At 43.9% G+C, this 24,590-nt stretch carries 22 protein-coding genes and 13 tRNA genes; 28 read left to right on the top strand and 7 right to left on the bottom strand.

Features of this window, described 5'->3' with window-relative positions; translation table 11 throughout:
* The first annotated feature begins 166 nt into the window (after window positions 1-166).
* From GRQ40_RS11565 to GRQ40_RS11550, 5 genes are all read left to right on the top strand, one after another.
* Window positions 167-841, top strand: a complete 675-nt coding sequence (locus GRQ40_RS11565; protein ID WP_159720042.1) for a response regulator transcription factor — start codon at window positions 167-169, stop codon at window positions 839-841.
* Window positions 838-2,238 carry a HAMP domain-containing sensor histidine kinase gene (locus tag GRQ40_RS11560; RefSeq protein ID WP_044742302.1) on the top strand — a complete coding sequence of 467 codons (1,401 nt, stop codon included), beginning with the start codon at window positions 838-840 and terminating at the stop codon, window positions 2,236-2,238. Before GRQ40_RS11565 ends, GRQ40_RS11560 begins: the two co-directional genes overlap by 4 nt.
* Window positions 2,239-2,273: 35 nt before the next feature.
* Window positions 2,274-2,441: a hypothetical protein gene (locus GRQ40_RS18330; RefSeq protein ID WP_172798628.1), complete on the top strand. Its 168-nt coding sequence runs from the start codon at window positions 2,274-2,276 to the stop codon at window positions 2,439-2,441.
* A gap of 18 nt (window positions 2,442-2,459) precedes the next feature.
* Window positions 2,460-3,038, top strand: coding sequence for a glycerol-3-phosphate responsive antiterminator (locus tag GRQ40_RS11555; RefSeq protein WP_066145347.1), 579 nt, complete (start codon window positions 2,460-2,462; stop codon window positions 3,036-3,038).
* Window positions 3,039-3,406: 368 nt separating this feature from the next.
* The gene (locus GRQ40_RS11550) at window positions 3,407-5,611 is read left to right on the top strand and encodes an alpha-galactosidase (RefSeq protein ID WP_159720041.1); all 2,205 of its coding nucleotides are present in this window, start codon (window positions 3,407-3,409) and stop codon (window positions 5,609-5,611) included.
* 5 nt (window positions 5,612-5,616) lie between these two features.
* Here GRQ40_RS11550 and GRQ40_RS11545 read toward each other — a convergent pair whose 3' ends face one another.
* Entirely contained in the window at window positions 5,617-6,399 is a 783-nt protein-coding gene (locus GRQ40_RS11545) for an EcsC family protein (RefSeq protein WP_066145340.1), read from the bottom strand.
* Window positions 6,400-6,693: 294 nt separating this feature from the next.
* Here GRQ40_RS11545 and GRQ40_RS11540 point away from each other — a divergent pair, with 294 nt between their 5' ends.
* Genes GRQ40_RS11540 through GRQ40_RS11525 form a run of 4 tightly spaced genes read left to right on the top strand, consistent with a single transcriptional unit; the run spans window position 6,694 to window position 11,422 of the window.
* Complete coding sequence (locus tag GRQ40_RS11540; RefSeq protein WP_159720040.1) at window positions 6,694-7,875, top strand: galactokinase; 1,182 nt, start codon at window positions 6,694-6,696, stop codon at window positions 7,873-7,875.
* Complete coding sequence (gene galE / locus GRQ40_RS11535) at window positions 7,875-8,861, top strand: UDP-glucose 4-epimerase GalE (RefSeq protein WP_159720039.1); 987 nt, start codon at window positions 7,875-7,877, stop codon at window positions 8,859-8,861. Before GRQ40_RS11540 ends, galE begins: the two co-directional genes overlap by 1 nt.
* A gap of 2 nt (window positions 8,862-8,863) precedes the next feature.
* Complete coding sequence (gene galT, locus GRQ40_RS11530) at window positions 8,864-10,390, top strand: UDP-glucose--hexose-1-phosphate uridylyltransferase (RefSeq protein WP_159720038.1); 1,527 nt, start codon at window positions 8,864-8,866, stop codon at window positions 10,388-10,390.
* 12 nt (window positions 10,391-10,402) lie between these two features.
* Window positions 10,403-11,422 carry a LacI family DNA-binding transcriptional regulator gene (locus GRQ40_RS11525; RefSeq protein ID WP_159720037.1) on the top strand — a complete coding sequence of 340 codons (1,020 nt, stop codon included), beginning with the start codon at window positions 10,403-10,405 and terminating at the stop codon, window positions 11,420-11,422.
* 65 nt (window positions 11,423-11,487) lie between these two features.
* On the opposite strand, the gene GRQ40_RS11520 is transcribed toward GRQ40_RS11525, so the two are convergent.
* Window positions 11,488-11,925, bottom strand: coding sequence for an Hsp20/alpha crystallin family protein (locus GRQ40_RS11520; protein ID WP_066145326.1), 438 nt, complete (start codon window positions 11,923-11,925; stop codon window positions 11,488-11,490).
* 132 nt (window positions 11,926-12,057) lie between these two features.
* Between GRQ40_RS11520 and GRQ40_RS11515 the strand changes: the two genes are divergently transcribed.
* The gene (locus GRQ40_RS11515; protein WP_159720036.1) at window positions 12,058-14,361 is read left to right on the top strand and encodes a putative bifunctional diguanylate cyclase/phosphodiesterase; all 2,304 of its coding nucleotides are present in this window, start codon (window positions 12,058-12,060) and stop codon (window positions 14,359-14,361) included.
* Window positions 14,362-14,405: 44 nt separating this feature from the next.
* On the opposite strand, the gene GRQ40_RS11510 is transcribed toward GRQ40_RS11515, so the two are convergent.
* Entirely contained in the window at window positions 14,406-14,687 is a 282-nt protein-coding gene (locus GRQ40_RS11510; RefSeq protein WP_066145315.1) for a hypothetical protein, read from the bottom strand.
* A gap of 294 nt (window positions 14,688-14,981) precedes the next feature.
* On the opposite strand from GRQ40_RS11510, the gene GRQ40_RS11505 reads away from it, so the two are divergent.
* From GRQ40_RS11505 to GRQ40_RS11445, 13 genes are all read left to right on the top strand, one after another.
* Window positions 14,982-15,053: transfer RNA gene (locus GRQ40_RS11505), tRNA-Gly, on the top strand.
* A gap of 50 nt (window positions 15,054-15,103) precedes the next feature.
* Window positions 15,104-15,180, top strand: a tRNA-Pro gene (locus GRQ40_RS11500).
* Between the two features lie 11 nt (window positions 15,181-15,191).
* Window positions 15,192-15,264, top strand: a tRNA-Ala gene (locus tag GRQ40_RS11495).
* 6 nt (window positions 15,265-15,270) lie between these two features.
* Window positions 15,271-15,360: transfer RNA gene (locus GRQ40_RS11490), tRNA-Ser, on the top strand.
* A 292-nt stretch (window positions 15,361-15,652) separates the two neighbouring features.
* Window positions 15,653-15,725, top strand: a tRNA-Phe gene (locus GRQ40_RS11485).
* 12 nt (window positions 15,726-15,737) lie between these two features.
* Window positions 15,738-15,822, top strand: a tRNA-Tyr gene (locus GRQ40_RS11480).
* Between the two features lie 3 nt (window positions 15,823-15,825).
* Window positions 15,826-15,899 (top strand) — tRNA-Trp (locus tag GRQ40_RS11475).
* Window positions 15,900-15,911: 12 nt separating this feature from the next.
* Window positions 15,912-15,984, top strand: a tRNA-His gene (locus GRQ40_RS11470).
* Window positions 15,985-16,005: 21 nt separating this feature from the next.
* A tRNA-Gln gene (locus tag GRQ40_RS11465) sits at window positions 16,006-16,080 on the top strand.
* 3 nt (window positions 16,081-16,083) lie between these two features.
* Window positions 16,084-16,155, top strand: a tRNA-Gly gene (locus GRQ40_RS11460).
* A gap of 5 nt (window positions 16,156-16,160) precedes the next feature.
* A tRNA-Cys gene (locus GRQ40_RS11455) sits at window positions 16,161-16,231 on the top strand.
* A 5-nt stretch (window positions 16,232-16,236) separates the two neighbouring features.
* A tRNA-Arg gene (locus GRQ40_RS11450) sits at window positions 16,237-16,334 on the top strand.
* Between the two features lie 99 nt (window positions 16,335-16,433).
* Window positions 16,434-16,507 (top strand) — tRNA-Arg (locus tag GRQ40_RS11445).
* A gap of 219 nt (window positions 16,508-16,726) precedes the next feature.
* Here the strand turns inward: GRQ40_RS11445 and GRQ40_RS11440 are convergent.
* On the bottom strand, window positions 16,727-18,232 hold the full coding sequence (locus GRQ40_RS11440) for a flavin monoamine oxidase family protein (RefSeq protein WP_159720035.1): 1,506 nt from the start codon (window positions 18,230-18,232) through the stop codon (window positions 16,727-16,729).
* A 712-nt stretch (window positions 18,233-18,944) separates the two neighbouring features.
* Between GRQ40_RS11440 and cspD the strand changes: the two genes are divergently transcribed.
* Together cspD and GRQ40_RS11430 are read left to right on the top strand one after the other, a co-directional pair.
* Window positions 18,945-19,145 carry a cold-shock protein CspD gene (gene cspD, locus GRQ40_RS11435; RefSeq protein WP_080862438.1) on the top strand — a complete coding sequence of 67 codons (201 nt, stop codon included), beginning with the start codon at window positions 18,945-18,947 and terminating at the stop codon, window positions 19,143-19,145.
* Window positions 19,146-19,394: 249 nt separating this feature from the next.
* Window positions 19,395-19,667 (top strand): hypothetical protein, encoded by a 273-nt coding sequence (locus GRQ40_RS11430; protein ID WP_080862439.1) that lies wholly within the window; start codon window positions 19,395-19,397, stop codon window positions 19,665-19,667.
* A 197-nt stretch (window positions 19,668-19,864) separates the two neighbouring features.
* Here the strand turns inward: GRQ40_RS11430 and GRQ40_RS11425 are convergent, their stop codons facing one another.
* Window positions 19,865-21,106: an aminopeptidase gene (locus GRQ40_RS11425; RefSeq protein ID WP_159720034.1), complete on the bottom strand. Its 1,242-nt coding sequence runs from the start codon at window positions 21,104-21,106 to the stop codon at window positions 19,865-19,867.
* Window positions 21,107-21,164: 58 nt separating this feature from the next.
* Complete coding sequence (locus tag GRQ40_RS11420) at window positions 21,165-21,437, bottom strand: winged helix-turn-helix transcriptional regulator (protein WP_044745828.1); 273 nt, start codon at window positions 21,435-21,437, stop codon at window positions 21,165-21,167.
* Between the two features lie 358 nt (window positions 21,438-21,795).
* Between GRQ40_RS11420 and GRQ40_RS11415 the strand changes: the two genes are divergently transcribed.
* From GRQ40_RS11415 to GRQ40_RS11405, 3 genes are read left to right on the top strand one after another with little or no spacing between them, the layout of a single operon-like run.
* Window positions 21,796-22,074: an autorepressor SdpR family transcription factor gene (locus GRQ40_RS11415; protein ID WP_044745815.1), complete on the top strand. Its 279-nt coding sequence runs from the start codon at window positions 21,796-21,798 to the stop codon at window positions 22,072-22,074.
* On the top strand, window positions 22,071-22,712 hold the full coding sequence (locus GRQ40_RS11410; RefSeq protein ID WP_159720033.1) for an SdpI family protein: 642 nt from the start codon (window positions 22,071-22,073) through the stop codon (window positions 22,710-22,712). The genes GRQ40_RS11415 and GRQ40_RS11410 overlap by 4 nt, the downstream gene beginning before the upstream one ends.
* 35 nt (window positions 22,713-22,747) lie before the next feature.
* A complete protein-coding gene (locus GRQ40_RS11405; RefSeq protein ID WP_159720032.1) occupies window positions 22,748-23,536 on the top strand; it encodes a YhfC family intramembrane metalloprotease in 789 nt (262 codons plus the stop codon).
* Between the two features lie 555 nt (window positions 23,537-24,091).
* Here the strand turns inward: GRQ40_RS11405 and GRQ40_RS11400 are convergent.
* Window positions 24,092-24,565: a CBO0543 family protein gene (locus tag GRQ40_RS11400; protein WP_159720031.1), complete on the bottom strand. Its 474-nt coding sequence runs from the start codon at window positions 24,563-24,565 to the stop codon at window positions 24,092-24,094.
* Between the last annotated feature and the right edge of the window lie 25 nt (window positions 24,566-24,590).

The raw sequence follows: 24,590 nt of genomic DNA, 5'->3' as shown, positions 1-24,590 counted from the left end.
GCCATTTTTTAATGGAGTGAATCACCGCTGGAAAATCCATGCGGCGGCCGGAGACAAGTTGTAGATTTTTAGTTAGGCTTAGCAAAGATCCAGCCACCGCCGCTTCTAGGCTCTTGACTGAGGCCTTGATCAAATAGAATGCGCTGATAGTAGGAGGGAGCAAAAAATGAACAAGCGGATTTTAATTATTGAAGATGAAACCAACCTGGCTCGTTTTATTGAACTAGACTTGCTCCATGAAGGATATGAAGTATGTGTATGTAATGATGGAAGGAAAGGCCTTGATCTTGCTTTATCGGAAGAGTGGGGGCTTATTTTGCTCGATTTGATGCTGCCGAGCCTCAATGGGATGGAAGTATGCCGGCGTTTAAGAGCGGTTAAGCAAACCCCAGTGATTATGATTACCGCAAGAGACAGTGTATTCGATCGCGTGATGGGGTTAGATAACGGTGCTGATGATTATATTGTCAAGCCATTTGCGATCGAGGAATTGCTTGCCCGTATTCGGGCGCTGTTCCGCCGCATTCAGCCTGCTTCTGAGCAGGAGTGCTTAGCATTTAAGGATCTGATTGTTGATGTCAAAGCGCGCATCGTGAAAAAAGAAGGGCAAATCATCGACTTGACAAAACGGGAATATGATTTACTTGTTACCTTTTTACAAAATATTGATATTGTCTTGACACGGGATATGCTTCTTGACAAAGTGTGGGGATTTGATACGGAGGTCGAAACGAACGTGGTCGATGTGTATGTTCGTTATTTGCGTCATAAACTGGATGAAAAAGATAAGGAGCGCTATATTCAAACAGTACGAGGTTCTGGATATGTGATGCGGTCATGAAACCTTTTCGTCTTGGAAACGTCTCATTAAAATGGAAGCTCACTTTTCTTTCAGGGTCCGTGATTTTTGTGATGTACTTTTTATTTACATGCCTGCAATATGAAGTTGTGAAGCAGTGGCTCCTGAATGAAGAAGAAAAAACAATGAAAAAAACAATTGAAGAAATTGAAACTTATTACGAGGAAAAACGTAATATATCTCGAGAGAGCATTCGTGAAGGTCAGCCGTTGCTTGAAAAATTGAACGAAAAATATCAGGTGATTCGCATTCTTGATGACAAAGGAAATGTGATGGTGTCCGTTTCTAATCATGCATCTGTTTCGTTGCTTCCTGCAGCGCAACCGAAACGATTAGAGATTGAATATCATTTGGTAAATGATGAACGCTCCATTGTGCTGCGCAAGCCGTTTCATTTCGGAACGGCGAGCGGGACCATTGAAATTATTCGTCATCTGGTCAAAGTCCAGCATATGACGAATATGCTGTTCATCATGATGACATGCATCGGCATTATTGCCATGGTCATGAGCGCATTGATTGGAATGTTCATTGCCCAGCATTTTGTCGGACGTCTGCAATCGGTAACGAAAACGATGATGGACATCAAAAATAAGGGATTTGAGCAGCGGATGGATGTCCCTGCTTCAAACGACGAGATGACCCAATTAATGATCATGTTTAATAAAATGATGGATGAGATTCAGGATTCGTTTGAACAGCAAAAGCAATTTGTTGAAGATGCTTCCCATGAATTGCGCACCCCTATCGCCATTTTGGAAGGACATCTTTCCTTATTAAATCGCTGGGGGAAAAATAATCGCGACATTTTAGAGGAATCGCTGCAAGCAGCATCTCAAGAAGTCGTGCGTTTGAAAAAGCTTGTGCTTGAGCTATTAGATTTATCAAAGGCGGAAGCGATTGCTGTTCCTCTTGATCTTCAGCCGATTTCGCCGAGCGAGGCGGCGGAGCAAGTTGTGAAAAACTTTCGTGTTCTTCATCCAAGTTTTCATTTTATCATTGATAACGAGCTTGAGGAAACGGTTCATGTTCGAATGGCCAAGCATCATTTAGAACAACTGTTGCTCATTTTAATGGATAACGCCGTAAAATATTCACAACAAAATAAGAAAATTATGGTTTGTTTAAAAGAAGAAGGAAAATATGTATCAATTTCGGTTGTAGATAAAGGAATTGGAATTCCCCGTGACGAATTAGAAAAGGTGTTTTTGCGTTTCTATCGTGTCGATAAGGTAAGAAGCCGCGAGAAAGGCGGAGCAGGGCTTGGCCTCGCGATCGCAAAGGAAATTGTGGATAAATATAGCGGACAGATTTCGATTCAAAGCGAGGTGGGCGCAGGAACAACAGTGGAACTGTTTATTCCTAAAGCTGTTTTATGAAAAATGACAGATCGAGGAAGAAAGGTGAGAAGAGAATGGAAGACCACTTGCATGGAGGAATCAATCACCAAAAGAAAGCCATTCAACATGTGATTGAAAAGTTTCAAAAGCGAGGCATTAAAATAAGTGCCTGCAAACCAAGAACGATGCTTTCGCTATCCTGCCTAACGATCATGGAGCCGGCAAAAAGCCACGAATCATAAAGAAAGCAGAAGAGAGGGATGATTTTGAATATCGAACAGCAAAAGATCATTCCTGCCATGAAAACAATGAAAGATTTTGATCGCTTTTTAAGCAGCCCATATCGGTATGGGGTGTTGCTGGAATTGCATATTTCGCAGTTGAAAAGCGTGTTTCGTTATGCGTGCCAGCATAAAAAAAGCTTAATCATTCATGCTGATTTAATTCAAGGGCTAAGCCATGACGAGTATGCGGCTGAATATTTGTGCCAAGAATTTAAGCCGTACGGATTGATTTCAACAAGGGGAAGCGTGATTATGAAGGCAAGACAAAAAAAGGTGCTGGCTATCCAACGCATTTTTCTGCTTGATTCTCACGCTTTGGAAAAAAGCTATCAGCTCATTGAAAAAACGAAGCCGGATTTTATCGAGGTGATGCCTGGGGCCATGCCTCATGTCATTCGCGAGGTGAAAGAGCGGACAGGCATTCCGATTTTTGCCGGGGGGCTGGTACGCACGATAGAGGATGTCGAACGTGCATTGAATGCAGGGGCATCAGCGATTACAACTTCCAATCAAGAACTGTTGGAATATTATAAAAAATATAACGAAATTCAATAGGCAGATCGGGTTTGTTTAAAAATAACGTGAATAAGGCGCCAGGAGATTAGGAGAGACCGCGCATGCATGATAAGCAGAACGCTTGTCGTGTTTGGTGTGGTCTCTTTTGTTTTTTACACGAGGAAAAGGGATGTATGTAGCGCCTGTGTTCGAGTATCCAACGCGATAAAGATGTGAAAAAGAAGAGAGGAGCGAAATATGATGTTAATGAGTAATCAACGAAAGATCTCCTGCTCACAAGGGACAGATGTTGACGCATCCGGTTTATTTATAATGTATAGCATGGCGTACCATCCCTATAGCACAACGAGTGCGTTCATTTTGGTTTGCACATTTTTTCGAATATATCATACGGAGGAGGAAAGCGGATGGCCATTTCATTTGATCCTGCGACAAGCCAGTTTCATTTGCAAACAAGCAAGGCAAGCTATGTCATGCAAATTGTTAAATCAGGCTACCTAGCTCATTTATATTGGGGAAAGCGGATTCGCAAAGCTTCTCTCTCAAGAAAGCTGCGGTTTCGGGGACGCGCCTTTTCTCCTAATCCTTTGCCGAACGATCGGTCGTTTTCTTTAGACACGCTGCCGCAAGAATATCCAGCATACGGCAATACCGATTTCCGCACTCCAGCCTATCAAGTGCAGCTTGAAAACGGATCGACGATTTCTGATTTGCGCTATCACATGCATCGAATTTATAAAGGAAAACCAACGATCAAAGGATTACCAGCAACATATGTAGAGAGCGAGGAGGAAGCAGAGACGCTTGAAATCGTCTTGGAGGATCGGCAAACGGGATTGCGAGCGATTTTATTATACACCGCATACGAGGAATTCGGCGCTATCACTCGTTCGGTTCGTTTGGAAAATCAAGGGACAGAGCGGATTAAACTATTACGGGCATTAAGCATGAATGTCGACTTTCACGACGCGGATTATGAGTGGATCCAGTTGTCGGGAGCTTGGGCGAGGGAACGGTCAGTGGTTCGAAGCAAACTGAGGGAGGGGATCCAATCGGTTGAGAGCCGTCGTGGAGCAAGCAGCCATCAGCATCATCCGTTTATCGCTTTATTGCGGGAAGCTGCAACTGAGGATCGTGGAGAAGTGTATGGACTGAGCTTTGTATATAGCGGAAATTTTCTTGCCCAAATAGAGGTTGACCAGTTTCGTACCGCCCGTGTCGCGATGGGCATCAATCCGTTCGATTTTGCCTGGTTATTGGAGTCGGGCGAATCGTTCCAAACGCCGGAAGTCGTCATGGTCTACTCTGATCAGGGACTGAACGGGATGTCGCAAACGTTCCACGAATTATATCGTGCCCGGCTTGCTCGCGGCGCGTTTCGAGACTGCGAACGTCCGATTTTGATCAATAGCTGGGAAGCTACGCACTTTGATTTTAATGAAGAAAGGATCATCCACATTGCAAAAACGGCTGCGGAGCTTGGCATTGAGTTGTTTGTGCTCGATGATGGCTGGTTTGGACATCGCGATAATGATAAAAGCTCATTAGGGGATTGGATCGTTGATAAACGCAAGCTTCCGAATGGATTAGAGGGACTGGCGAAGCAAATCCATGGAATGGGGCTGAGCTTTGGAATATGGATAGAACCGGAAATGGTTTCCGCTGATAGCGACCTGTATCGGAAGCATCCTGACTGGTGTCTGCATGTTCCCAATCGGCCTCGTTCGGAAGGAAGAAATCAGCTTGTTCTCGATTATGCCCGCAAGGAAGTATGTGATTATATGATTGAAGCGATCACATATGTGCTTGCCAACGCTCCTATTTCGTATGTAAAGTGGGATATGAACCGACATATGACAGAAATTGGCTCTCCTTCCTTGCCTCCGGAGCGACAGCGGGAAACAGCGCACCGATATATGCTCGGTCTATATCGAGTAATGGAAGAAATCATATCGCGATTTCCACAGATTTTGTTTGAAAGCTGTTCAGGAGGAGGGGGGCGCTTTGATCCGGGGATGCTTTATTACATGCCGCAAGCATGGACCAGTGACAATACAGATGCGGTTTCCCGCTTAGCCATTCAATACGGAACGAGCTTTGTGTATCCGGTTATATCGATGGGAGCGCACGTATCGGCCGTTCCGAATCGCCAAGTCCATCGAATCACCTCTTTGGATATGCGCGGCCATGTAGCGATGTCAGGAAATTTTGGCTATGAGCTCGATGTCACAAAATTGAGCGGCAAAGAGCGGGCAAAGATAAAGGAACAAGTCGCTTTTTACAAACAAATTCGCCGTCTTGTCCAGTTCGGAACGTTTTATCGCATTTTAAGCCCATTTGAAGGGAATGAAGCGGCTTGGATGTTCGTATCTGAAGATCAAACGGAAGCGTTCGTTGCTTACTTCAGGGTGCTAGCAGAAGCCAATCCGCCGCTCGCTTTTATTCGTCTGAAAGGGCTTGATCCACATAAAAATTACCGCATCATGGATAGCGGCGAAACATACGGAGGGGATGAGTTAATGTATGCTGGACTGAATGTGCCGGAACGATCGGGAGATTTTGTAAGTGTCATATGGCTGTTAAAAGCAAATCAAATAGAATCCACTGTCTAGTCAGGTTAGACAGCGGATTCTATTTGATGAATCTTTTCCAAAATTCTTCGTTTTCGATACAGCATTTTTCCTGTTTCTGCAATATCTTCGATAAACATTTTGTTAAACATGGATCCAAAAATAATTCCAACGATCGGAACGATCTGAAATAGTTTTTTCCATCCATATTGATCACGGAAGGTCATTAATACCTCGCGCCATCCTTGCAGCTGTGAAAAGACTTGCTGATGGTCGTTGGAAAATGAGGACAGCTGGTCAATAATCGCTTTTTTGCCAACGATATCGGCCGAAGTGAATTGCAGGCACTTGACAATGAAAATGCGTTCCTTTTTTTCTTTTGGATCATACCCATACGTGAGCGCGATTTCCTGTAAGGTTTTTAAAGCGAGCCCAAGAAGGACAGGGATATCAATAGCCAGTGTAAAAACGCCACCGATCCCGGTTGTTGCTCCTTGATATTGTGCAAAAGCGATTCGTGATTCAATGAACTCATCGCAAACGCGATCCATTTTTTCAAGCGGCAGATGAGATACTTCCTCAATCGATGACGCGGGAAATCTTTCAAGAACTTTTTCATTTTGCACAAGGTATTGCCCGCCTGTTTGGATATAGCTTCCAAGCTCATCTAAGAGCTGGCCCAGCTTTTTATGGATGATGGCTGGCGTGATCTTGTCCAACAGCTTGAACGGCAGGCGGCCTAGCTTTTCCCAAAACCATAAATCTTTTTGGTCTTTTTCCCATTGTTCGATTTTATGTAGTTCTCTTTCAAGATCAAATTTATTTTCCATGAACGAGCCCCCTTTATTCATAAGGTGGATATGTTTATGATTTGTTATACGTTCAAAGCGAAAAAATGTTTCAAAGCGCAAAATTTATCATTGTGATTAAGTAAAAACGATAGTAAAATTTTTAGTAAACATTAATATATATTTTACTGAAGGTTCTATTTGATAGATAGATACATCAACATTTGTTCTAAAGCGAGCAGATGATGATCCGACTTCGCTCAACTGTGGGGCTAAAGATTCGATTCGTTCTAGCAATAAAGATGGGAATAAAGCTAACCGGCAGGAGGCATGTAAATGATGAAAGAGTTAATGGATGATTTTGTTTCTTTATTTGGTAAGGGCAAAGGAGATATTCGCGTGTTTTTTGCGCCGGGACGCGTCAATTTGATCGGTGAGCATACGGATTATAACGGCGGACATGTCCTGCCGTGTGCGCTACATATCGGGACATATGCGCTTGCCCGAAAAAACGGCAGTTCATGGATTCGCCTGTTTTCGAAAAATTTTTTCGAACATGGAGTAGTGACTGTTTCGCTTGATGATTTAGCTTATCATCGAGAACATGGATGGGCGAATTATCCAAAAGGAATGATCGCTACCATGCAGTTAGCATGCTCAATAGACACCGGATTTGACGTTCTTTATTATGGAAATATTCCAAATGGAGCTGGTTTATCCTCTTCCGCTTCGATTGAACTGGCCACAGCTGTCCTGATCAATACGCTATTTGCTGGAAACATCGATATGCTTGAGCTTGTCAAATGGAGCCAACAGGTAGAAAATCAATATATCGGCGTGAATTGTGGCATCATGGATCCGTTCGCTATTGGAATGGCGAAGTTTAACCATGCGCTTCTATTAAACTGCCAAACACTAGCGTATCGCTATTTGCCATTAAGCTTTCAGGATTGTTCGATTGTGATCGCCAACACCAATAAACAACGGGGATTGGCCGATTCAGCGTATAATGAGCGGCGAGCGGCGTGTGAAGCCGCGCTTGCAAAGTTGCAGAAGGAGATCGACGTTCATTCCCTTGGAGAGATGACAAGCGAGCAGTTTGAGCGGTATGAACATCTTCTTTCTCCTAGCGAACAAAAACGAGTTCGCCATGCCGTTACCGAAAACGAGCGAACGATGGAGGCGGCGGAGGCGTTAGAACGAGGCGATCTAGCGCGCTTTGGCGAACTGATGCGGCAATCGCATGTCTCATTGCGTGACGATTATGAAGTGACATGTATAGAACTTGATACTCTTGTAGAAACAGCGTGGAAGCACGAAGGAACCATTGGCGCTCGCATGACGGGAGCCGGTTTTGGCGGCTGTACAGTGAATATTGTGAAAGACAAATATATCGCTTCATTCATTGAACGGGTCGGATGTGAATATAAGCAAAAAATTGGCTATGAAGCGAGCTTTTATGTGGCAAAAATCGGCGGCGGAGCGAGAGAAATAAAAGAAGAAAAGGAGATGGTATAATGATTCTTGTTTGCGGAGGAGCTGGCTATATTGGGAGCCATGCGGTGTATCGGTTCATTGAAAAAGGTGAAAAAGTCGTAGTCGTGGACAATTTGCAAACGGGACATCGTGAAGCGATCCATCCAGAAGCGATCTTTTGTCATGGAGACATTCGTGACCGCCGTTTCTTGCGGCATGTGTTTAGCAGCTATGACATTGATACGGTGATCCATTTCGCGGCTCATTCTCTTGTGGGCGAAAGCATGCAGGAGCCGCTAAAGTATTATGATAACAATGTGTATGGGACGCAAGTGCTGCTAGAGACGATGAATGAGTTTGATGTCAAACGCATCGTCTTTTCGTCGACGGCTGCCGTATATGGGGAACCGACGCAAATACCGATCTCTGAAACCAACCCAACAGTGCCGGAAAGCGCATATGGCGAAACGAAGCTAGCGATGGAACAAATGATGAAATGGGCCGACAAGGCTTACGGTATCCGTTATATTTCGCTGCGGTATTTTAATGTGGCTGGGGCATATGGCGCTTATTTAGGAGAGGATCATCATCCAGAAACGCATTTAATTCCGCTTATATTAAAAGTGGCGTTAGGACAGCGAAGCGAGATACAAATTTTTGGCGAAGACTACGACACGCATGATGGAACATGCATCCGTGACTACATCCATGTTCTTGACTTAGTCGATGCTCACCTATTAGCAGTAGAAAAATTGAGAAACGGTGGCACAAGCGACGTGTTCAACCTCGGAAATGGAAGCGGATTTTCTGTGAAGGAAGTGATTGAAGCCGCTCGTCGCGTGACGGGTCGCGACATTCCAGCGCTTGTAGCGCCAAGGCGTGCCGGCGATCCAGCGAGATTGGTCGCTTCTGCGGAAAAAGCGAAGCGGGAGCTTGGTTGGAAGCCAACGTATACGAACATCGATGACATCGTGGCCTCTGCTTGGGAGTGGCATCATGCAAAACCGAACGGGTACCGAGGTGTGTGAATGTGAACATTTATGAAGCAATTGAGCAGCTTGTTCAGTACGGGGTTGCCAAAGGGCTGATTCAGCGGGAAGATGTCATTTATGTGCGCAATCGGCTGCTTGCCACACTTGGGCTAGAAGAGTGGCACCCCTCTGAAGAGCTTCCGCCGCTTCCGTCCTCCCCCTCCCCGATTTTAGCAGCGATTCTCGATTGGGCATACGAGCAAAGGCGATTGCAAACCAACACGGTAACGGAGCGGGATATATGGGAAGCGAAGCTGATGAATTGTCTCATGCCGCGACCGTCAGAAGTCATTCGCGAGTTTTTGGCCAAATATCGAAACAGCCCGATGGAGGCGACCGGCTGGTTTTATTCATTGAGCTGCGCTTCTAACTATATTCAAATGGATCGGATTGCAAAAAATTGTAAGTGGAAGGTGAAAACGGAGTACGGGGATATTGATATTACCATTAATTTATCAAAACCGGAAAAAGATCCAAAGGATATTGCTCAATTAAAAGCGAAGCCGCCTTCGTCGTACCCGAAATGTGTGCTCTGTGCGGAAAATGAAGGATATGCGGGAACTTGGCATCATCCGGCGCGCGCCAATCATCGCATGATTCCGCTTTCGCTATTAGATGAACAGTGGTATTTTCAATATTCTCCTTATGTATACTACAACGAGCATTGCATCGTTCTTAGCGGTAAACATGTACCGATGAAAATGGAACGGAAGACATTTGCCCGCTTGCTCGATTTTATCGAACAATTTCCGCATTATTTCATCGGATCGAATGCTGATTTGCCAATTGTCGGCGGCTCCATTTTAGCGCATGACCATTTTCAAGGCGGGCGTTATGGATTCGCCATGGAGAAAGCGGCCATCGAGGAATCGATCCAGCTGCCATCTTATCCGTCATTAACCGTCGGCATGGTTCGCTGGCCGATGTCAGTCATCCGTTTGCGCGGCCAAAAATCCGAGGTGCTCAATGCGGCCGATCTGATTTACCAAACATGGCGAACCTATAGCGATGAAAGCGTCGGGATTCTCCATGAAACCGGCGGCACACCGCACAACACCGTGACACCCATTGCGCGTCGGCGTGGCGATTTATTTGAGATGGATATCGTTTTGCGCAACAATCGGACATCTGAAGAGCATCCGTACGGCATTTTCCACCCGCACGAAGAGTTGCATCATATTAAAAAGGAGAACATTGGACTGATTGAAGTAATGGGGCTTGCGGTTCTTCCGGGACGGCTCGCGGCCGAATTGGATGCGCTCAAGCAGTACCTTGTGCGCGATATTCCAACGGAACATTGGGCTGCGCCGCTGCGGAAGCACGCCGGTTGGATCGAACGGATGCGCGGTCGATACAACCGTTTTAGCGAGGAAAATGTGGAAGAGATGTTGCGCTATGAAGTCGGACAACGCTTTATTGTCGTGCTTGAACATGCGGGCGTGTTTAAACGGACGGAAGAAGGAAAGCGGGCGTTCCGGATGTTTTTGCGAAGGGTAGCAGAACAGGCGCATGTGGAAAGGAAGTGACATGTTTCATCCATGGCGACATTAAAAGAAATCGCAGAAAAAGCGGGAGTGTCGGTAGCGACAGTGTCACGCGTATTAAATTATGATCCAACGCTCTCTGTGTCAGAAGAAACGAGAAAGCGAATTTTTGAAATCGCACAAGAGCTAAATTATAAAACGATGCGTGAGCGCAGCCAACAAACGGCGAAAGAACGGTTGCGATTCGGCCTTGTCCATTGGTACTCTGAAGCTCAGGAATTAGGTGATCCTTATTATATGGCGATTCGCTTAGGGGTGGAAAAAGAATGTTTTCATCGCCAAATTGAACTTGTGAAATTGTTTAAGCAGGACGGTTCCTATGAGTCCGAATGGCTCTCAGGGCTCGATGGCATCATCGCGATCGGAAAATTCGGCCCAAAAGATATTGAGGTGTTTTCATCAAGCGCGGAACAAATAGTGTTTGTCGATTTTGCGCCTGATGAAAAGCGGTTTGATTCCGTTGTCGTCGATTTTCGCCAATCGATGATTGGCGTGCTCGATTACCTTCTCTCTCTCGGTCATAAACGTATTGGCTACATCGGCGGCCGGGAGTATATCGATGGAAAGACACCGATTAACGATGAACGGGAAGCGACGTTTTATGAATATTTATATGTAAAAGGAATCTATCGTCCGGATTATGTATTCACTGGACGCTTTACGGCGGAAGATGGATATATACTGATGAAACAAGCGCTAACGAGAAATGATCGTCCGACTGCTTTTTTCATTGCTAGCGACTCGATGGCGATCGGCGCCTTGCGAGCACTGCATGAAGCGGGTGTTCGTGTTCCAAAAGATATGTCACTGGTCGGATTTAATGACATTCCCACATCAGCGTTTGTCCAGCCGCCGCTGACAACCGTTAAAGTGCATACGGAGTTTATGGGGGAAACCGCCGTTGAACTGTTGGTTGAAAGGCTTTCCACCAAGCGGCATTTGTCAAAAAAAGTCGTCATCCCTACAGCCTTAGTTGTCCGTGAAAGCAGCGGTGTTTGTATAAAAAAGGATTAATTTTATGTATATGGAAAAACAGGGTGTTCTTGATTCAGGACACCCTGTTTTTATAGACAAACGGTTCAATGAAATTGAATATCGATCGATTTTCGTTGCTGATTATTTGTTTTCGGAACATGGATATTGAGGACGCCGTTTTTATAGGTTGCCCGAATTTGTTCAGCATCTGCGTCAGAAGGAAGCGGAATAGAACGATGAAAGCGGCCGAAAAAACGCTCGCGCCGATGCATTTGTTCTTCCTTGACGGATTCGTCTCGTTGAATGGTTCCGCTGATGTGAAGAGTTTGCTGATGAACATTGATATGAACATCTTCTTTGCGTTCGAGCCCCGGAAGATCGCAGGAAATCATATACTCCTTATCGGTTTCATGCATATCAACGCGCGGCATCATCGCTTCGCTATCGGGGAATAATGATGAAAAATCACGAGCAAATAAACGATTGAAATCGCGCCGCATCGTTTCTAAATGCCGAAATGGATCATAAGGCACTAACGGCATTAGTAATTCCTCCTTTTTTCTTCATGTCGACATATAGTATTTTTCTCTGCTTATTTTTTATGCGATGTGATCATTCATCCAGCTGCTTTTCTAGAAGCGGCATATGATAGAAAAGAAAGGAGGATGAAATAGATGGAAAATAAATGGAGATGGGTGTCCTTTAGCTTGATCTATCTTGCTCTATACTATTGCTGTCTTTTTTTCATTCGCCATCCCATTGTTCATATCTTGGTTGCTATATGTGGCACATCTGTCGTTTTGGTATGGATATGGCTAGCATATCGGCGTTTGCGGCCGAAACAGCGGCTGTTTTGGTTGCTGCTGTTGATCAGTCTGTCGACTTATTGGATTCGTGAAAGCATCTTGTTGTATGAAACGGCCGTTAAACAGACGGAATGGTTTTTATGGCAAACTAATGGATTGGATGAAATTTCTATGATTTTGTATTTTATCGCGCTTCTATCTTTGGCGGCGAAAGAAACTAGAGTCCATTTATTTCAGCAACTGCTCGATGTGTTGATTATCGTTTCCGTTGGGGCGTTAGTAGGCTCGATTGGTTTGAATCGGCTGTTCTCTCTTTCGTATTTATCCGTTTTCCACCTTTTTATGTTCTCTAGTATTTTTCTGTTAGAATTAGCGACTGCATATGTATTGGGCATTTTCTTTTTTTCTTCTAGTTCAGCGGCAAAACCTGTTTTGGCCTGGCATATAGCAGGGGCTATCCTTTTGATAGCAGCGGATGGGACGGATCGAGCAAGGACGCTGTTATTCGATTATTCCTCTCCAAGCCATTCTTTGGATTTTCTTATTTTTGCCGGTTTATTGATGATGGGGCTGTCAGCTGTATTTGCTGATAGGGAGATCTTTCTGTGCTTAAAAAATCAGAAAAGTCTCTTGTCATTTAAAGTTCTGTTCTTATATATGGCGTTCATTCCTTCGATTTTTTTCTTCATTTTGCATGAAGAAGCGCGTGAGGCTAGAGAGATTGCTGTGATTTTTATGGCTATTGGCGTCTTTGTTATAATGCGGCAGGCTGTTGCTTTGTATGAGAGTACGCGATTATTTAGGAGCATGCAGCTTTTAAATAGAGGATTGGAGCAAAAGCTGGTCAATCAGACAACGGAATCAGAAAGAAAGACCGAGGAATTGCTTTATTTGGCGAGGCATGATTGTTTAACACGTCTGCTCAATCGAAGTGCGTTTATTGCGGCGCTTGAGCAGGCGCTTCAGGAAGCGAAGCAACAGCATCATTTGCTCGCTGTTATATTCATTGATTTAGATCGTTTTAAGCAGGTAAATCATTATTTTGGCCATCGAGCGGGGGATGCTCTTATGGTGAAAATGACAGAATGGTTAAAGCAGTCACTTCGACCAACAGATGTCATCGGGCGACAGGGAGGCGATGAATTCGCCTTAATTGTTTCGCCGGTGTATAAGCTCCAACAGCTTCGTTCGATCGTTGAATCGATTTTATCTGTTTCTAAACAGCCTTTGCCGGTTAACGATCTGGAAATGCGTGTTTCTATGAGTATGGGAATCGCTGTTTTTCCATATGATGGAGAAACAGGAGAATCTCTGATGAAAAAGGCAGACATTGCGTTATCTCGCGCTAAAGAACAAGGAAAGAACCAATATCAATTTTTTAATGGCAAAATGGATCAAGGAATCATGCAAAAAACAATAATTGAAACAGCGATCTATCAGGCAATTGAACAGAGGGAATTTACTCTTTTTTATCAACCGCAACTTGATATCGCTACAGGTCAAATGATAGGCATGGAGGCGCTGATTCGTTGGCATCATCCGCAAATGGGCTTGATTCCTCCGCATATGTTTATTCCTGTTGCAGAAGAAACAGGGCAGATTATCGCCATTGGCGAGTGGGTGATGGAAGAAGCGTGCCGGCAAGTGAAGCAATGGAATGAGCAGACAGGACGAGCGCTCAGAATCAGTGTCAATATCTCGCCTAAGCAGTTTTTACAGGAAAAGCTGGTTGAACAGATTACGGCCATTTTGAAGAAAACAAATTTGACAGCAGACAGCGTGGATCTGGAAATCACAGAAGGAGTGGCCATTTTTAATGAGCAACACACGATTCAAAAGCTTAAACAGCTGAAAGCGTTAGGAGTTCATATTTCCATTGATGATTTTGGAACAGGTTATAGCTCTCTTAGCTATTTGCGTAAATTTCCGATTCATCGTTTAAAGATCGCCAAAGTATTTATTGATGGAATTGCGCAAACGGAGGAAGATCAAGCGATTGTCGCTTCCGTTATCGGTTTAGCGAAAAATTTGAAGCTGCGCGTGATTGCTGAAGGCGTGGAAACATTTCAACAGCTGCAAATTCTTCGTTCTCTTCATTGTGATGAAATTCAAGGATATGTTCTGGGAAAACCGTTAGCAAAGGAAGAATTTGAAAAAGTGTATTTAAAATAGCCTCCCCAAACAAAGGAAAGAGGGAGGCGATAGGGTGTCCAAGGCTATCGCTGAACGTATTCCATCACGTCTAAATGGAGTTCAATAAGCGCCAATTTTGTTTCATTGGCTAACGGCGAAGCCATAATGCGTTTAACAGCATAATGAAATTTCACCTCTGGAGCTTGACGAACGCGTGGATGAGTCATTTCATCTCTCAGCTCTTTTTCAATCGCTTCATGAATGAGCGCCTTACATCTTTCCTCTGTCAGCTCTTCCTCTTTGTTAAGCGAGCGATTGGACCAAAGTGATCGATAAGCTTCAAACAAATGCATAAATGCAGCCATAGAGATCCCCCTTTGTTGCGCAAAAGTACAAAATTCATTATACAACGATTGTATGATAAAATCATAAAAACAGATTATTCCGAATGTGAATGGCTCTAAGGCGTTAATTTAGGCAAAGGCTAGTGACGGTTGTTTTTGGCCGTTTTTCCTTAAAAAATATATTGACAAATTATTTGTATCGATATAAAATAAAAATCGTCGCTATTTAAATATAGATAGTGACGGCTTGAAAAAAATCATATTGACAATCTCACTTGTTTTATTATAATAATACTTGCTTACGTTTTTAAGCATGCGGAAGTAGTTCAGTGGTAGAACACCACCTTGCCAAGGTGGGGGTCGCGGGTTCGAGTCCCGTCTTCCGCTTCAAAAGGATCTTTGTAATCAGTGCTCATATGTGAACGGTTGCTTTAGAGCGGGAAGTAGCTCAGCTTGGTAGAGCACATGGTTCGGGTCCATGAGGTCGCAGGTTCAAATCCTGTCTTCCCGACCAGTTTCATTTTTGGGGCCTTAGCTCAGCTGGGAGAGCGCCTGCTTTGCACGCAGGAGGTCATCGGTTCGATCCCGATAGGCTCCATCGAATGGAGGAGTACCCAAGTCTGGCTGAAGGGGTCGGTTTCGAAAACCGATAGGGGTGTCACAGCCCGCGGGGGTTCGAATCCCTCCTCCTCCGTCCTATACATATCGCATGATTAGATGTCATACATATAAGTGATAGCGGAATCATAGAAGTTTTATTGCAATAATTTTAAAGACATACATATGTTTAACTGTTTTCGGTGAATTCGCTTTGTTGTATAGGAAAGTAAAGGGGATTTATGGTTAACTTATCTGGAATGTTTGATCAATGACCCGTCGCTGATGTCATATTGACAAAATAGCTGTTCTGCACCATGTTTTAATGTACGGATGCGAATGGAAAGAGAAAGGCGATATAAACATAGGACCAATATACATCGTATCATGGCTCGATAGCTCAGTCGGTAGAGCAAAGGACTGAAAATCCTTGTGTCGGCGGTTCGATTCCGTCTCGAGCCATTTTTTATAGCTGGAGGGGTAGCGAAGTGGCCAAACGCGGCGGACTGTAAATCCGCTCCCTGTGGGTTCGGCGGTTCGAATCCGTCCCCCTCCACCAGTTAGGGGCATAGTTTAATGGTAGAACAGAGGTCTCCAAAACCTCCGGTGTGGGTTCGATTCCTACTGCCCCTGCCATTTTCCAGCATGGCGGCTATGGCGAAGTGGTTAACGCACCAGATTGTGGCTCTGGCATTCGTGGGTTCGATTCCCACTAGTCGCCCCTTTTGAATATGAAGAGGATTGGGGTATAGCCAAGCGGTAAGGCAACGGACTTTGACTCCGTGATGCGTTGGTTCGAATCCAGCTACCCCAGCCAAATGCGGAAGTAGTTCAGTGGTAGAACACCACCTTGCCAAGGTGGGGGTCGCGGGTTCGAGTCCCGTCTTCCGCTTTGATGGCGGCATAGCCAAGTGGTAAGGCAGAGGTCTGCAAAACCTTTACCCCCGGTTCGAATCCGGGTGCCGCCTTTGTTGCGAGTGCAGTTTAGTGGCAAAACTTCAGCCACGAGCGATACGTCATTGAATATGTGACGAGTTGCTGATGTCGTGGGTTCGAGTCCCGTCACCCGCTTGTGGCGGTCCAATGGATCGACGAACCGTCTCATTACTCTGTTTTTCGAACAAATGAAAGAGGCATAGCAAATTGCTTGTGACAGAAGCTTAAGATGATGTCCCAGTAGCTCAGCAGGATAGAGCAGCGGCCTTCTAAGCCGTCGGTCGGGAGTTCGAATCTCTCCTGGGACGCTGAAAAAAGGGGTTTCCTATAAAAGGAACCCCCTTTTTTAATGAGCAAAAGCAGCTCTTTTGCTTCAGGTTAGTTCGATTGGTCTTTTGTAGTTGTTGCTTTAGATAGCTCTGAGTTCTGAAATCGTAACATGTTGAGCGATTTGAAGGGAAGTCGTATTTTTATTGAAGCTGCAGTTTGCGCGTTGGATCATTGGTTGCTTCTATATGGCCCCCTGATTATTTTAGCGTGGTTTGCGCTTCAAGGTAGGATTTTGGCACTTTATGGACTTCGTATGCTGTACAAATTCCCGACTCAATCGCCCCTTGGATCCACCCGTGAACCGTTGAAGCGTGTTCTCCTGCAAAATAGACTCTTCCTTCGGGAGAACCAATATATGGCGAAAGCTCAGTGACTTGCTCGGGCTTAAACATCGTAAACGCCCCTCCAGAATACGGATAACGAACCCAACTATGGCTAATTCCTGTTTCGAACTCATGATAAACCTGCTGTCCATGAATAACAGCCAAGTTTTTAAGGGTATACTCTAGCCGATTTTCATCACTTAAACTATCCCATGGTATCGTATCGTCTTCCCATGTGTAGCTGGCCAGTACAACTCCTGGACCAGAGCTTCCCAGTCCGTGGCTTGGATATTGCGTATAAGTAATTGGAAGATCAGAGATGGTTCGACCGCCAAACATTCCTTCTTTTTCCCAGAAACGATGTTTAAATTGAATACCAGTTTTCGTGGAACCGACATAGTGAAGCTCGCGAATCGCTTTCCACTTGTTTTGGGAAAAAGAGTTTCTTGGCTCGATCTCTACAAATTGTAAAATCGAAAATGGAATGGTCACAATGACGAGATCGCCTGTAATTTGAAATGGCTCTAAAATTTTGGTATGCACGGAATGGACGGTAACCTGATTTTGATTTTGTTCAATTTTTCGAACCTTTTGTCCATATAAAATATCATTTTGCAATTGTGGGACAAACGCTTTAGGAAGCTGATCGTTTCCGCCAGTAATCTCATAAAATTTAATGTTTGGGGTAAATAGCACCATTAATTCGCGCAGCATTTCCAAAAAAGAAAGCTCTGGAAATCCTTCTACTGTCTGAATGGATTTAATCATATCAATAGCGCCGCGGGACAGCCTCATTCCAAAAGGATTGTATCGCAAGTAAGTATCCAGTGAATATTTATCCAATTCACGAATGGCAATCGGCCAATTTTTGATTGGATTTTTCTGAATAAAATCGATGACGGGTTTAATAGCCATTTGCAACAGTTCAGTAGCAGTTTTTCCTCGCTCTTGTGGCCAAACAGGAAATCCGAAGATGCTTGGATCTTTTTCGTATGCTTTTAAACGAGCCTGCGTTCCCCGCAAGTAAAGCCAATCGTTAGGTGTGCTATTGATGAACGGATTGACAGGGAGCTTAAATTTTTTAATATATTCAAGCGTTAAATAATGAGTGTGCGGAATGCGCATGGCGCCTGCTTCGAGATATTGATCCTCTCCGCGAAAATTAGAGCGGATCGTGTATATTCTTCCGCCGACTCGTTCCGAGGCTTCAAGAATGGTGACCTGATGTCCAGCCTGCTTCAGCAAAGAAGCAGAAACAAGCCCCGCCATGCCCGCGCCGATCACAATGACTTTTTTAGGATCGTCCGTTTTTTTTAATCCGTTCCTAATAATGGAAATCATTTTTTCTGTGGATAGCTTTGGAAACACATAACTATACATACTTTCCCCCCTTTTTTATGGGAAATTCTCGCGCTGTTCATGAAGAAAAGCTTTATTACTTATCGTATTCGGAAGGAAAGTACATATATGATAAAAAAATGCACATGCCTATGCTCATCTTTGCTCAGGGATCGTGCGATTAACTCGTATTTTCAAACGGCGTTCCGTGTGTCTTCAATTGCTGGAAAGCGCATGGTTTTGCTGTTTGGGGGCAGAAGCGATTCAGTTAAAAGTATACAAGGAAGGATAGTGTGTCTGCATGGAATGACATATTCTTGCTATGTTAACATGGGCAGCAAAGGGAAGCTTGGGATGTTTTTAGCCGTCGGACGGTTGAACAACACCGCTTCACCGAAACATGAATGGAACTGAAAGCGGCGTTGTTTCATGTGTGAAAAACGCAGGCTTTATAGACGCCATTTATTCGGTCTTTAAGTGATAGAGGAGAGGGGGATGCTCGCTGCTTGAAGGAAACAGCAGTCATCAAGTGAAAAAGTTGGTAAAATGTTTTGCTTTTATATAAAAAGTGTGCTATATTAGTTTTAAGCCATTTTACTTTTAATACAATAGGGATTTAAACATGCTGTAGCTTCAAAGGGGATGGCAAGGTTAAATCTCCTCAGAGGTTGCAGTTTTTAATGTCTTTTTATTACTTGTGAAATGGTTAAAAATGGATATGTGCATTAAGGTACATTTTAGGAGGATTTTTTTTATGCAAAATGGTAAAGTAAAATGGTTTAACGCTGACAAAGGTTTTGGATTCATCGAGGTTGAAGGCGGTTCGGACGTATTTGTCCATTTCTCAGCGATCCAAGGCGAAGGCTTTAAATCTTTAGAGGAAGGCCAAGAAGTTACTTTTGAAGTGGAGCAAGGTAACCGTGGCCCTCAAGCGACGAACGTAAGAAAAAGCTAATTGAGATGCGAAAGGGTGGGCTGCTTTTTCTTTTTTTACAGCCCTCCTTTTTTATTTTCTTAAGTTTTACGTATTTGTTTGATAGGAACCGCCTTTCGGATCTGATGAAGAACAAGCGCGTTCAGCCAGCATTGACCAAAATCGGAAACAGCCATGACGGATATTGGTATAGTCTGTTGGATACGGATTTCCATCAGAAATGATGGAATGGGACCATAGCGAAGAAGGGCCAATTTTGGAGGTGGAGAGTTGAATAACAAAGCGGACGATGCGAAAAGTATGTTGATTAAGATGATGCGGGCTTATAAAACAAAAACAGTAAGAGAGACGGGACAAAAGCTTGTGACCATGAGGGAAGAAGTGAAGCAAGCGCTAAGAACGGGAAAAAGCCTAGAAGGAAAAGTGGTCACGCCGAGCCAGACGAAGGAGCTGCGAAAGCGTCTATTGCATTATCGGGAAGAACTAGAGAGGCTAAAGCTTTATCATAAAACTTACAAAGAAGAGAAACAAAACGGCAAATAAAAAGTGGCTGAATCATGACAGGGACTGCTTGGGGAAAGAAGCTCCCTTTTTATTTTGTATCTGTTAAAACGAGGAAAGAATCATTCGCCGCATAACATATAGACAGCCGCGACCTTTCGTATGAAAGGGCCGCGGCTTATATTTTTAGAGGAAGACAGAAATAAAAGCGTCATCCTATTTTGTATGGTATGGATTTTTTATTCTGGATTAAACGCCCAATTGCCGTTGCGGAAAATCGGTTCGCGCTTGCCATCTTTGGTGATGCCGTCGATGTTCAATTCGGCGGAGCCGATCATGAAATCTTCATGGATGAGGCTGTCATTGATGCCATGCACGGTCAGTTCTTCTCTCGCCATGGATGTTCCGCCTTGAATATTAGTCGGATAGGCTTTCCCGAGAGCGAGGTGGCAGGCCGCGTTTTCATCAAATAGTGTGTTATAAAAAATGAGATGAGAATCTGAAATCGGTGAACGGTGTGGAACGAGAGCCACTTCTCCGAGATGTCGTGCCCCGTCATCCGTCTCGAGCAAATGCTTTAATGTTTCATAGCCCGTTTCTGCTGAAAAATCGACGACTTTTCCATCTTTAAATGTAAGGGTAAATCCGTCAATGACGTTACCGCCGTAGTTCAACGGTTTTGTGTTTCGGACCGTTCCGTTTACGCCGTCTCTGTGCGGCATTGTAAATACTTCTTCAGTTGGGATGTTTGGATTAAAGCGAATGCCGCTTTCACTGGTTGACGCTCCGCCGTGCCAGATGTGGTTTTCGACAAGCTCAATCGTTAAATCCGTGCCTGGAGCTGTGTAGATCAGCTGTTTGTATTGCTTCTGATTTAAATAATCCACCATTTTGGCCAGCTTTTGATTATGCTTTTCCCAAGCTTGGATTGGATCTTCTTCGTGCACGCGTGTTACTTGAAAAATAACCTCCCACAGCTTGTCGATCGCCGCTTGCTCCGATAAATCAGGAAATATTTTTTTCGCCCAAGCTGCCGTTGGGACGGAGATAATGGACCAGCAGTTTTGGTCGGACATCAAAGCGCTGCGGTAATTTTGCAGTGCTTGGGAAGATGTTCTCGCAAATGTCGCGATGCGCTTCGGATCGACATCCTTTAATAGATCGGGATTAGGAGAATAAATGGAAAGAAAGGCTGCTCCTTCTCTCGCCATCTCTTCCATGCCTTGCGCCCGCCACATCGGATATTCGGAAAACGCTTCATCTGGTGCATGCTTATATTTAATATATTGCAATTCTTCGTCGCTCCATTCGACATATACGTGCTTGGCTCCGGCTTCATAGGCTTTTTTGGCGATTTTGCGAACAAGCGCGGCAGCATCGAGCGGAGCGTTAACAACGAGCGTTTGTCCTTTTTGAATATTGACGCCAATATGAACAGCAAGTGCCGCATATTTATCAAGAGATTGTTCCAAATGTTCCATAATCAAATCCTCCTCTTCACTTTAACAACAGATCGCAAGTTTGTATTACAATCCATCTTTAGTCTTTCTCCCAAGCTTGCGCCCACTGCTCGATAGCCTCAATGACGGGCTGCAACGCTTGTCCTTTTGCTGTCAATACATATTCAATGCGCACCGGAGTCTCGGGATAGACGTTGCGCTCGACAATACCGGCCTCTTCTAATTCTTTAAGCCGTTCCGATAGCAGCTTGCCGCTAATCGGCATAGCGGCTTCGATTTCCGAAAATCTTGTTTTCCCTTCTAATAATTGGCTAATAATTAAGCCAATCCACCGTTTGCTTAGTAACGTCATCGCGGCTTCAAACTTAGGGCAAAGGTTTGATGAGTGGCATGAACCCGTTTTCTTTTTAAGCCCTTTCAAAACTTTCACCTTCTATCCGTGCAAACGTTCTGCTTCTTCGTAGTATTTTCTCATAAATAGAGGATCTTATCAACTGAAAACAAGGGAAAAACATGGGAGAACGCTTTTGATTCCCCTCCGTTTATTCTTCGTTTAGAGACAGGAGGTTCCAGCTAAAAATGGTTCTTTACAAATATATACAAAATAGAATATAATTAAAATTAGAAGAATATCTAAATATTTTTTTTGTTTTATATTTAGATGTTTTTCTAAATATTGAATTACATCATATCGAAAGGTGATGTAACCATTGTCTTTTAACGAAGCATTTAAAGCAATCGCTGATCCGACGAGAAGACAAATTCTTACTTTGTTAAGAAAGGGGGACTTAACAGCTGGGGAGATTGCTTCTCATTTCGAAATGCAAAAGCCCAGCGTATCACATCATTTAAAAATTTTGAAGCAGGCCGATCTCGTTCAAGATAGACGGGTTGGGCAGCATATTTATTATTCTTTGAACACCACTGTGTTTCAAGATTTGATGAGCTGGTTTTACGATTTTTTTGATAAAGGAGGGAAGGGCTCATGAGGTCGAACCGGATTGCGGTCATCTTAACCGTTTTAAGTTATGTATTGAGCATTGCCGCTATTTTTTATTTACCTGACCAAGTCGCTATCCATTGGAACGCAGAGGGAGAAGTGGATGGCTACAGCAGCAAATGGTTTGGCGCCTTTCTGTCGCCGGTATTGATCACTGCTATTGTCATCTTAATGAACGTAATGCCAAAGATGGATCCAAAACGTAAAAATTATGAGAGTTTTAAAGGAAGCTACCAAGTGATTCTTGTTGTGCTTGTTCTTTTCTTTTTCGCTCTTCATGTTGTAACGCTTGCCTACAATCTCGGCTTCCCTGTCGATGTCAATTTGTTTGTGCCGCTTGGAATCGGCATGCTGTTTATTGTGCTAGGAAATTATATGCCGAAAATGAAGCCTAACTATTTTATTGGCATTCGGACACCTTGGACGTTAGCAAATGAAACTGTATGGAATAAAACCCATCGTTTAGGCGGGAAAGTATTTGTGCTGCTCGGCATGATTCTGACGATGACGGTGTTTATCGAAGGAGCGTGGCGCTCTTTCACGTTTATCATCGCGGTGATGGCTGGCGTCCTCTATTTGGTCATTCAGTCGTATTTGTATTTCCGAAAAGAACAAAGCGGCCATTGATGGTGGAAAAATAAGAGCAGGGAAGAGAGAGGAGTATGATCGTGGCAGGAAGTATAGCAGGGATTATTGTTCAATTTATTATTTCGGTGTTTATTCCAATTGGTCTAGTGATTTATGGGAGAAGAAAAGGCTGGCTGTCCTGGAAGCCTTTAGGTATAGGGATTCTCATCTTCATTTTGTTTTCGCAAATTCTAGAAAAATTGCTTCATGTTGCGGTGCTTGACCCTACTGGCCCATCGCTCAAATGGACGGACAATCCGTTTTTATTTGTAGTATACGCAACGTTGGCTGCCGGAATATTTGAAGAGATGGGGCGCTATCTCGGCTTTCGCTGGCTGTTGAAGAGACATCACGATTATCAGGATGGACTATCGTTTGGTATCGGACATGGCGGCATTGAAGCGATTCTTATTGGCGGAATAGGCGCAGTCAATGCTTGGATTTTGACCAACTTAATTCAATCAGGGGCCTTCGAGCAAGTGATCGCTGCTTCTTTATCAGCAGATCAGGCAGCGCTGCTGAAGCAGCAAGTACAGCAGACGACATTTGCTATGTATATGCTTGGCGGTTTTGAACGGCTTTTTGCTCTTTCCTTTCATATTGCGATGTCGCTTCTTGTGCTGTTCGGGGTGCGCAGACGTCAGTTTCGCTATGTGATTTATGCGATTTTGCTTCACGCACTGATGGATGTCGCTCCGGCACTGTATCAAGTGAAAGCTGTTACGAACATTTGGCTTGTTGAAGGTGTCGCGTTTATATTCGCTATCATTGCCCTGATCTGGACGAGAAGGGTGAAAACGCAGTTTGTAAAGGAACAAGGCTGATTGGAATTGAGGGAAGGCGATGATTGTGCTTAGTTTCTTGTGCCGCTGAAGCATGCTAATTTTAGCCGTGCTGCGCTTCCTCATAAGTTCGACGAATGAAAAACGGTGAAGAATATTTGCAAACACTTGTCAATCGAAGTAAAGCAGGATAAAACAAACGATAGGCAAAATATCCTGAAAATGGTGAAAGTGTGCAATTAATGGAGGTTAATAGTGGAGTATTTAGAATTTTGCGTGATTCGCTGCTGTTTTGAAATCGCGCTAAAACGGGCTGCAGACCAGACAAATGTTTGGAGCTCAGCCCATTTTATCAGGGAGAGGCAGAGAATCAGCGATGATATGGCAGGTGAAGTACTGTTTTTCTTTTCTATGCCTCTTCTTTAATACATGAAAAACGGTTGGTAGACGCTACTGTCTTCGCTCGTCCGCGTGTCTTGTCTGCCAAGGGCTTTCCAGACAGCGGAGGAAGTAGAAGCGAAATGACTGGAGCATTTATTGATTTCGCTCACAATCCCCCATACAGAACGATGGCTGGTATTCTCTCATCTTTTTCCTTTATTCCCTCGATAGTTTGTTATGGTCGACCCATAGCATAATGATTCGGACAAACATCGTTAATAAAAACATCGTCACAAATGAATACCACCATTTCCATGTGTAATATTCAATTAAATCCGTATATTTCTCACATAATACTTCAATCAAGGTCAAGGCTGTTGTATACAATAGGCTTTGACCGACCATTCCTAAAAATGATGAACGAAGCGATGTTTGATAAAAGTAAACACAAACAATAGGAAATAATACATATTCAAATAAAATGCTCGTATCGAAATACTCGGGTAAAAATCGGACAGGGTAGTCGAGAGTATGGGTTTCGACGACAATGACGCCAAAAAAGGTAGAAAAGTATGCTTTGATTAAAAAGGCAAGCAAAGAGTTTTTGATGAGCAAAGGTTTTCTGATAAAACTAAAGAGCAATAAGGCGATGCCAAGAAACAGCAATGCCCATAAAATCAGTTTGTCCATGGCATGCTTCTCTCCTAAAATCGTT

This window comes from Anoxybacillus sp. PDR2, assembly GCF_009834045.1.
Lineage (GTDB): Bacteria > Bacillota > Bacilli > Bacillales > Anoxybacillaceae > Anoxybacteroides > Anoxybacteroides rupiense.
The sequence above is the reverse complement of the archived record's forward strand: the minus strand, read 5'-3'. Positions and strand labels throughout refer to the sequence as shown.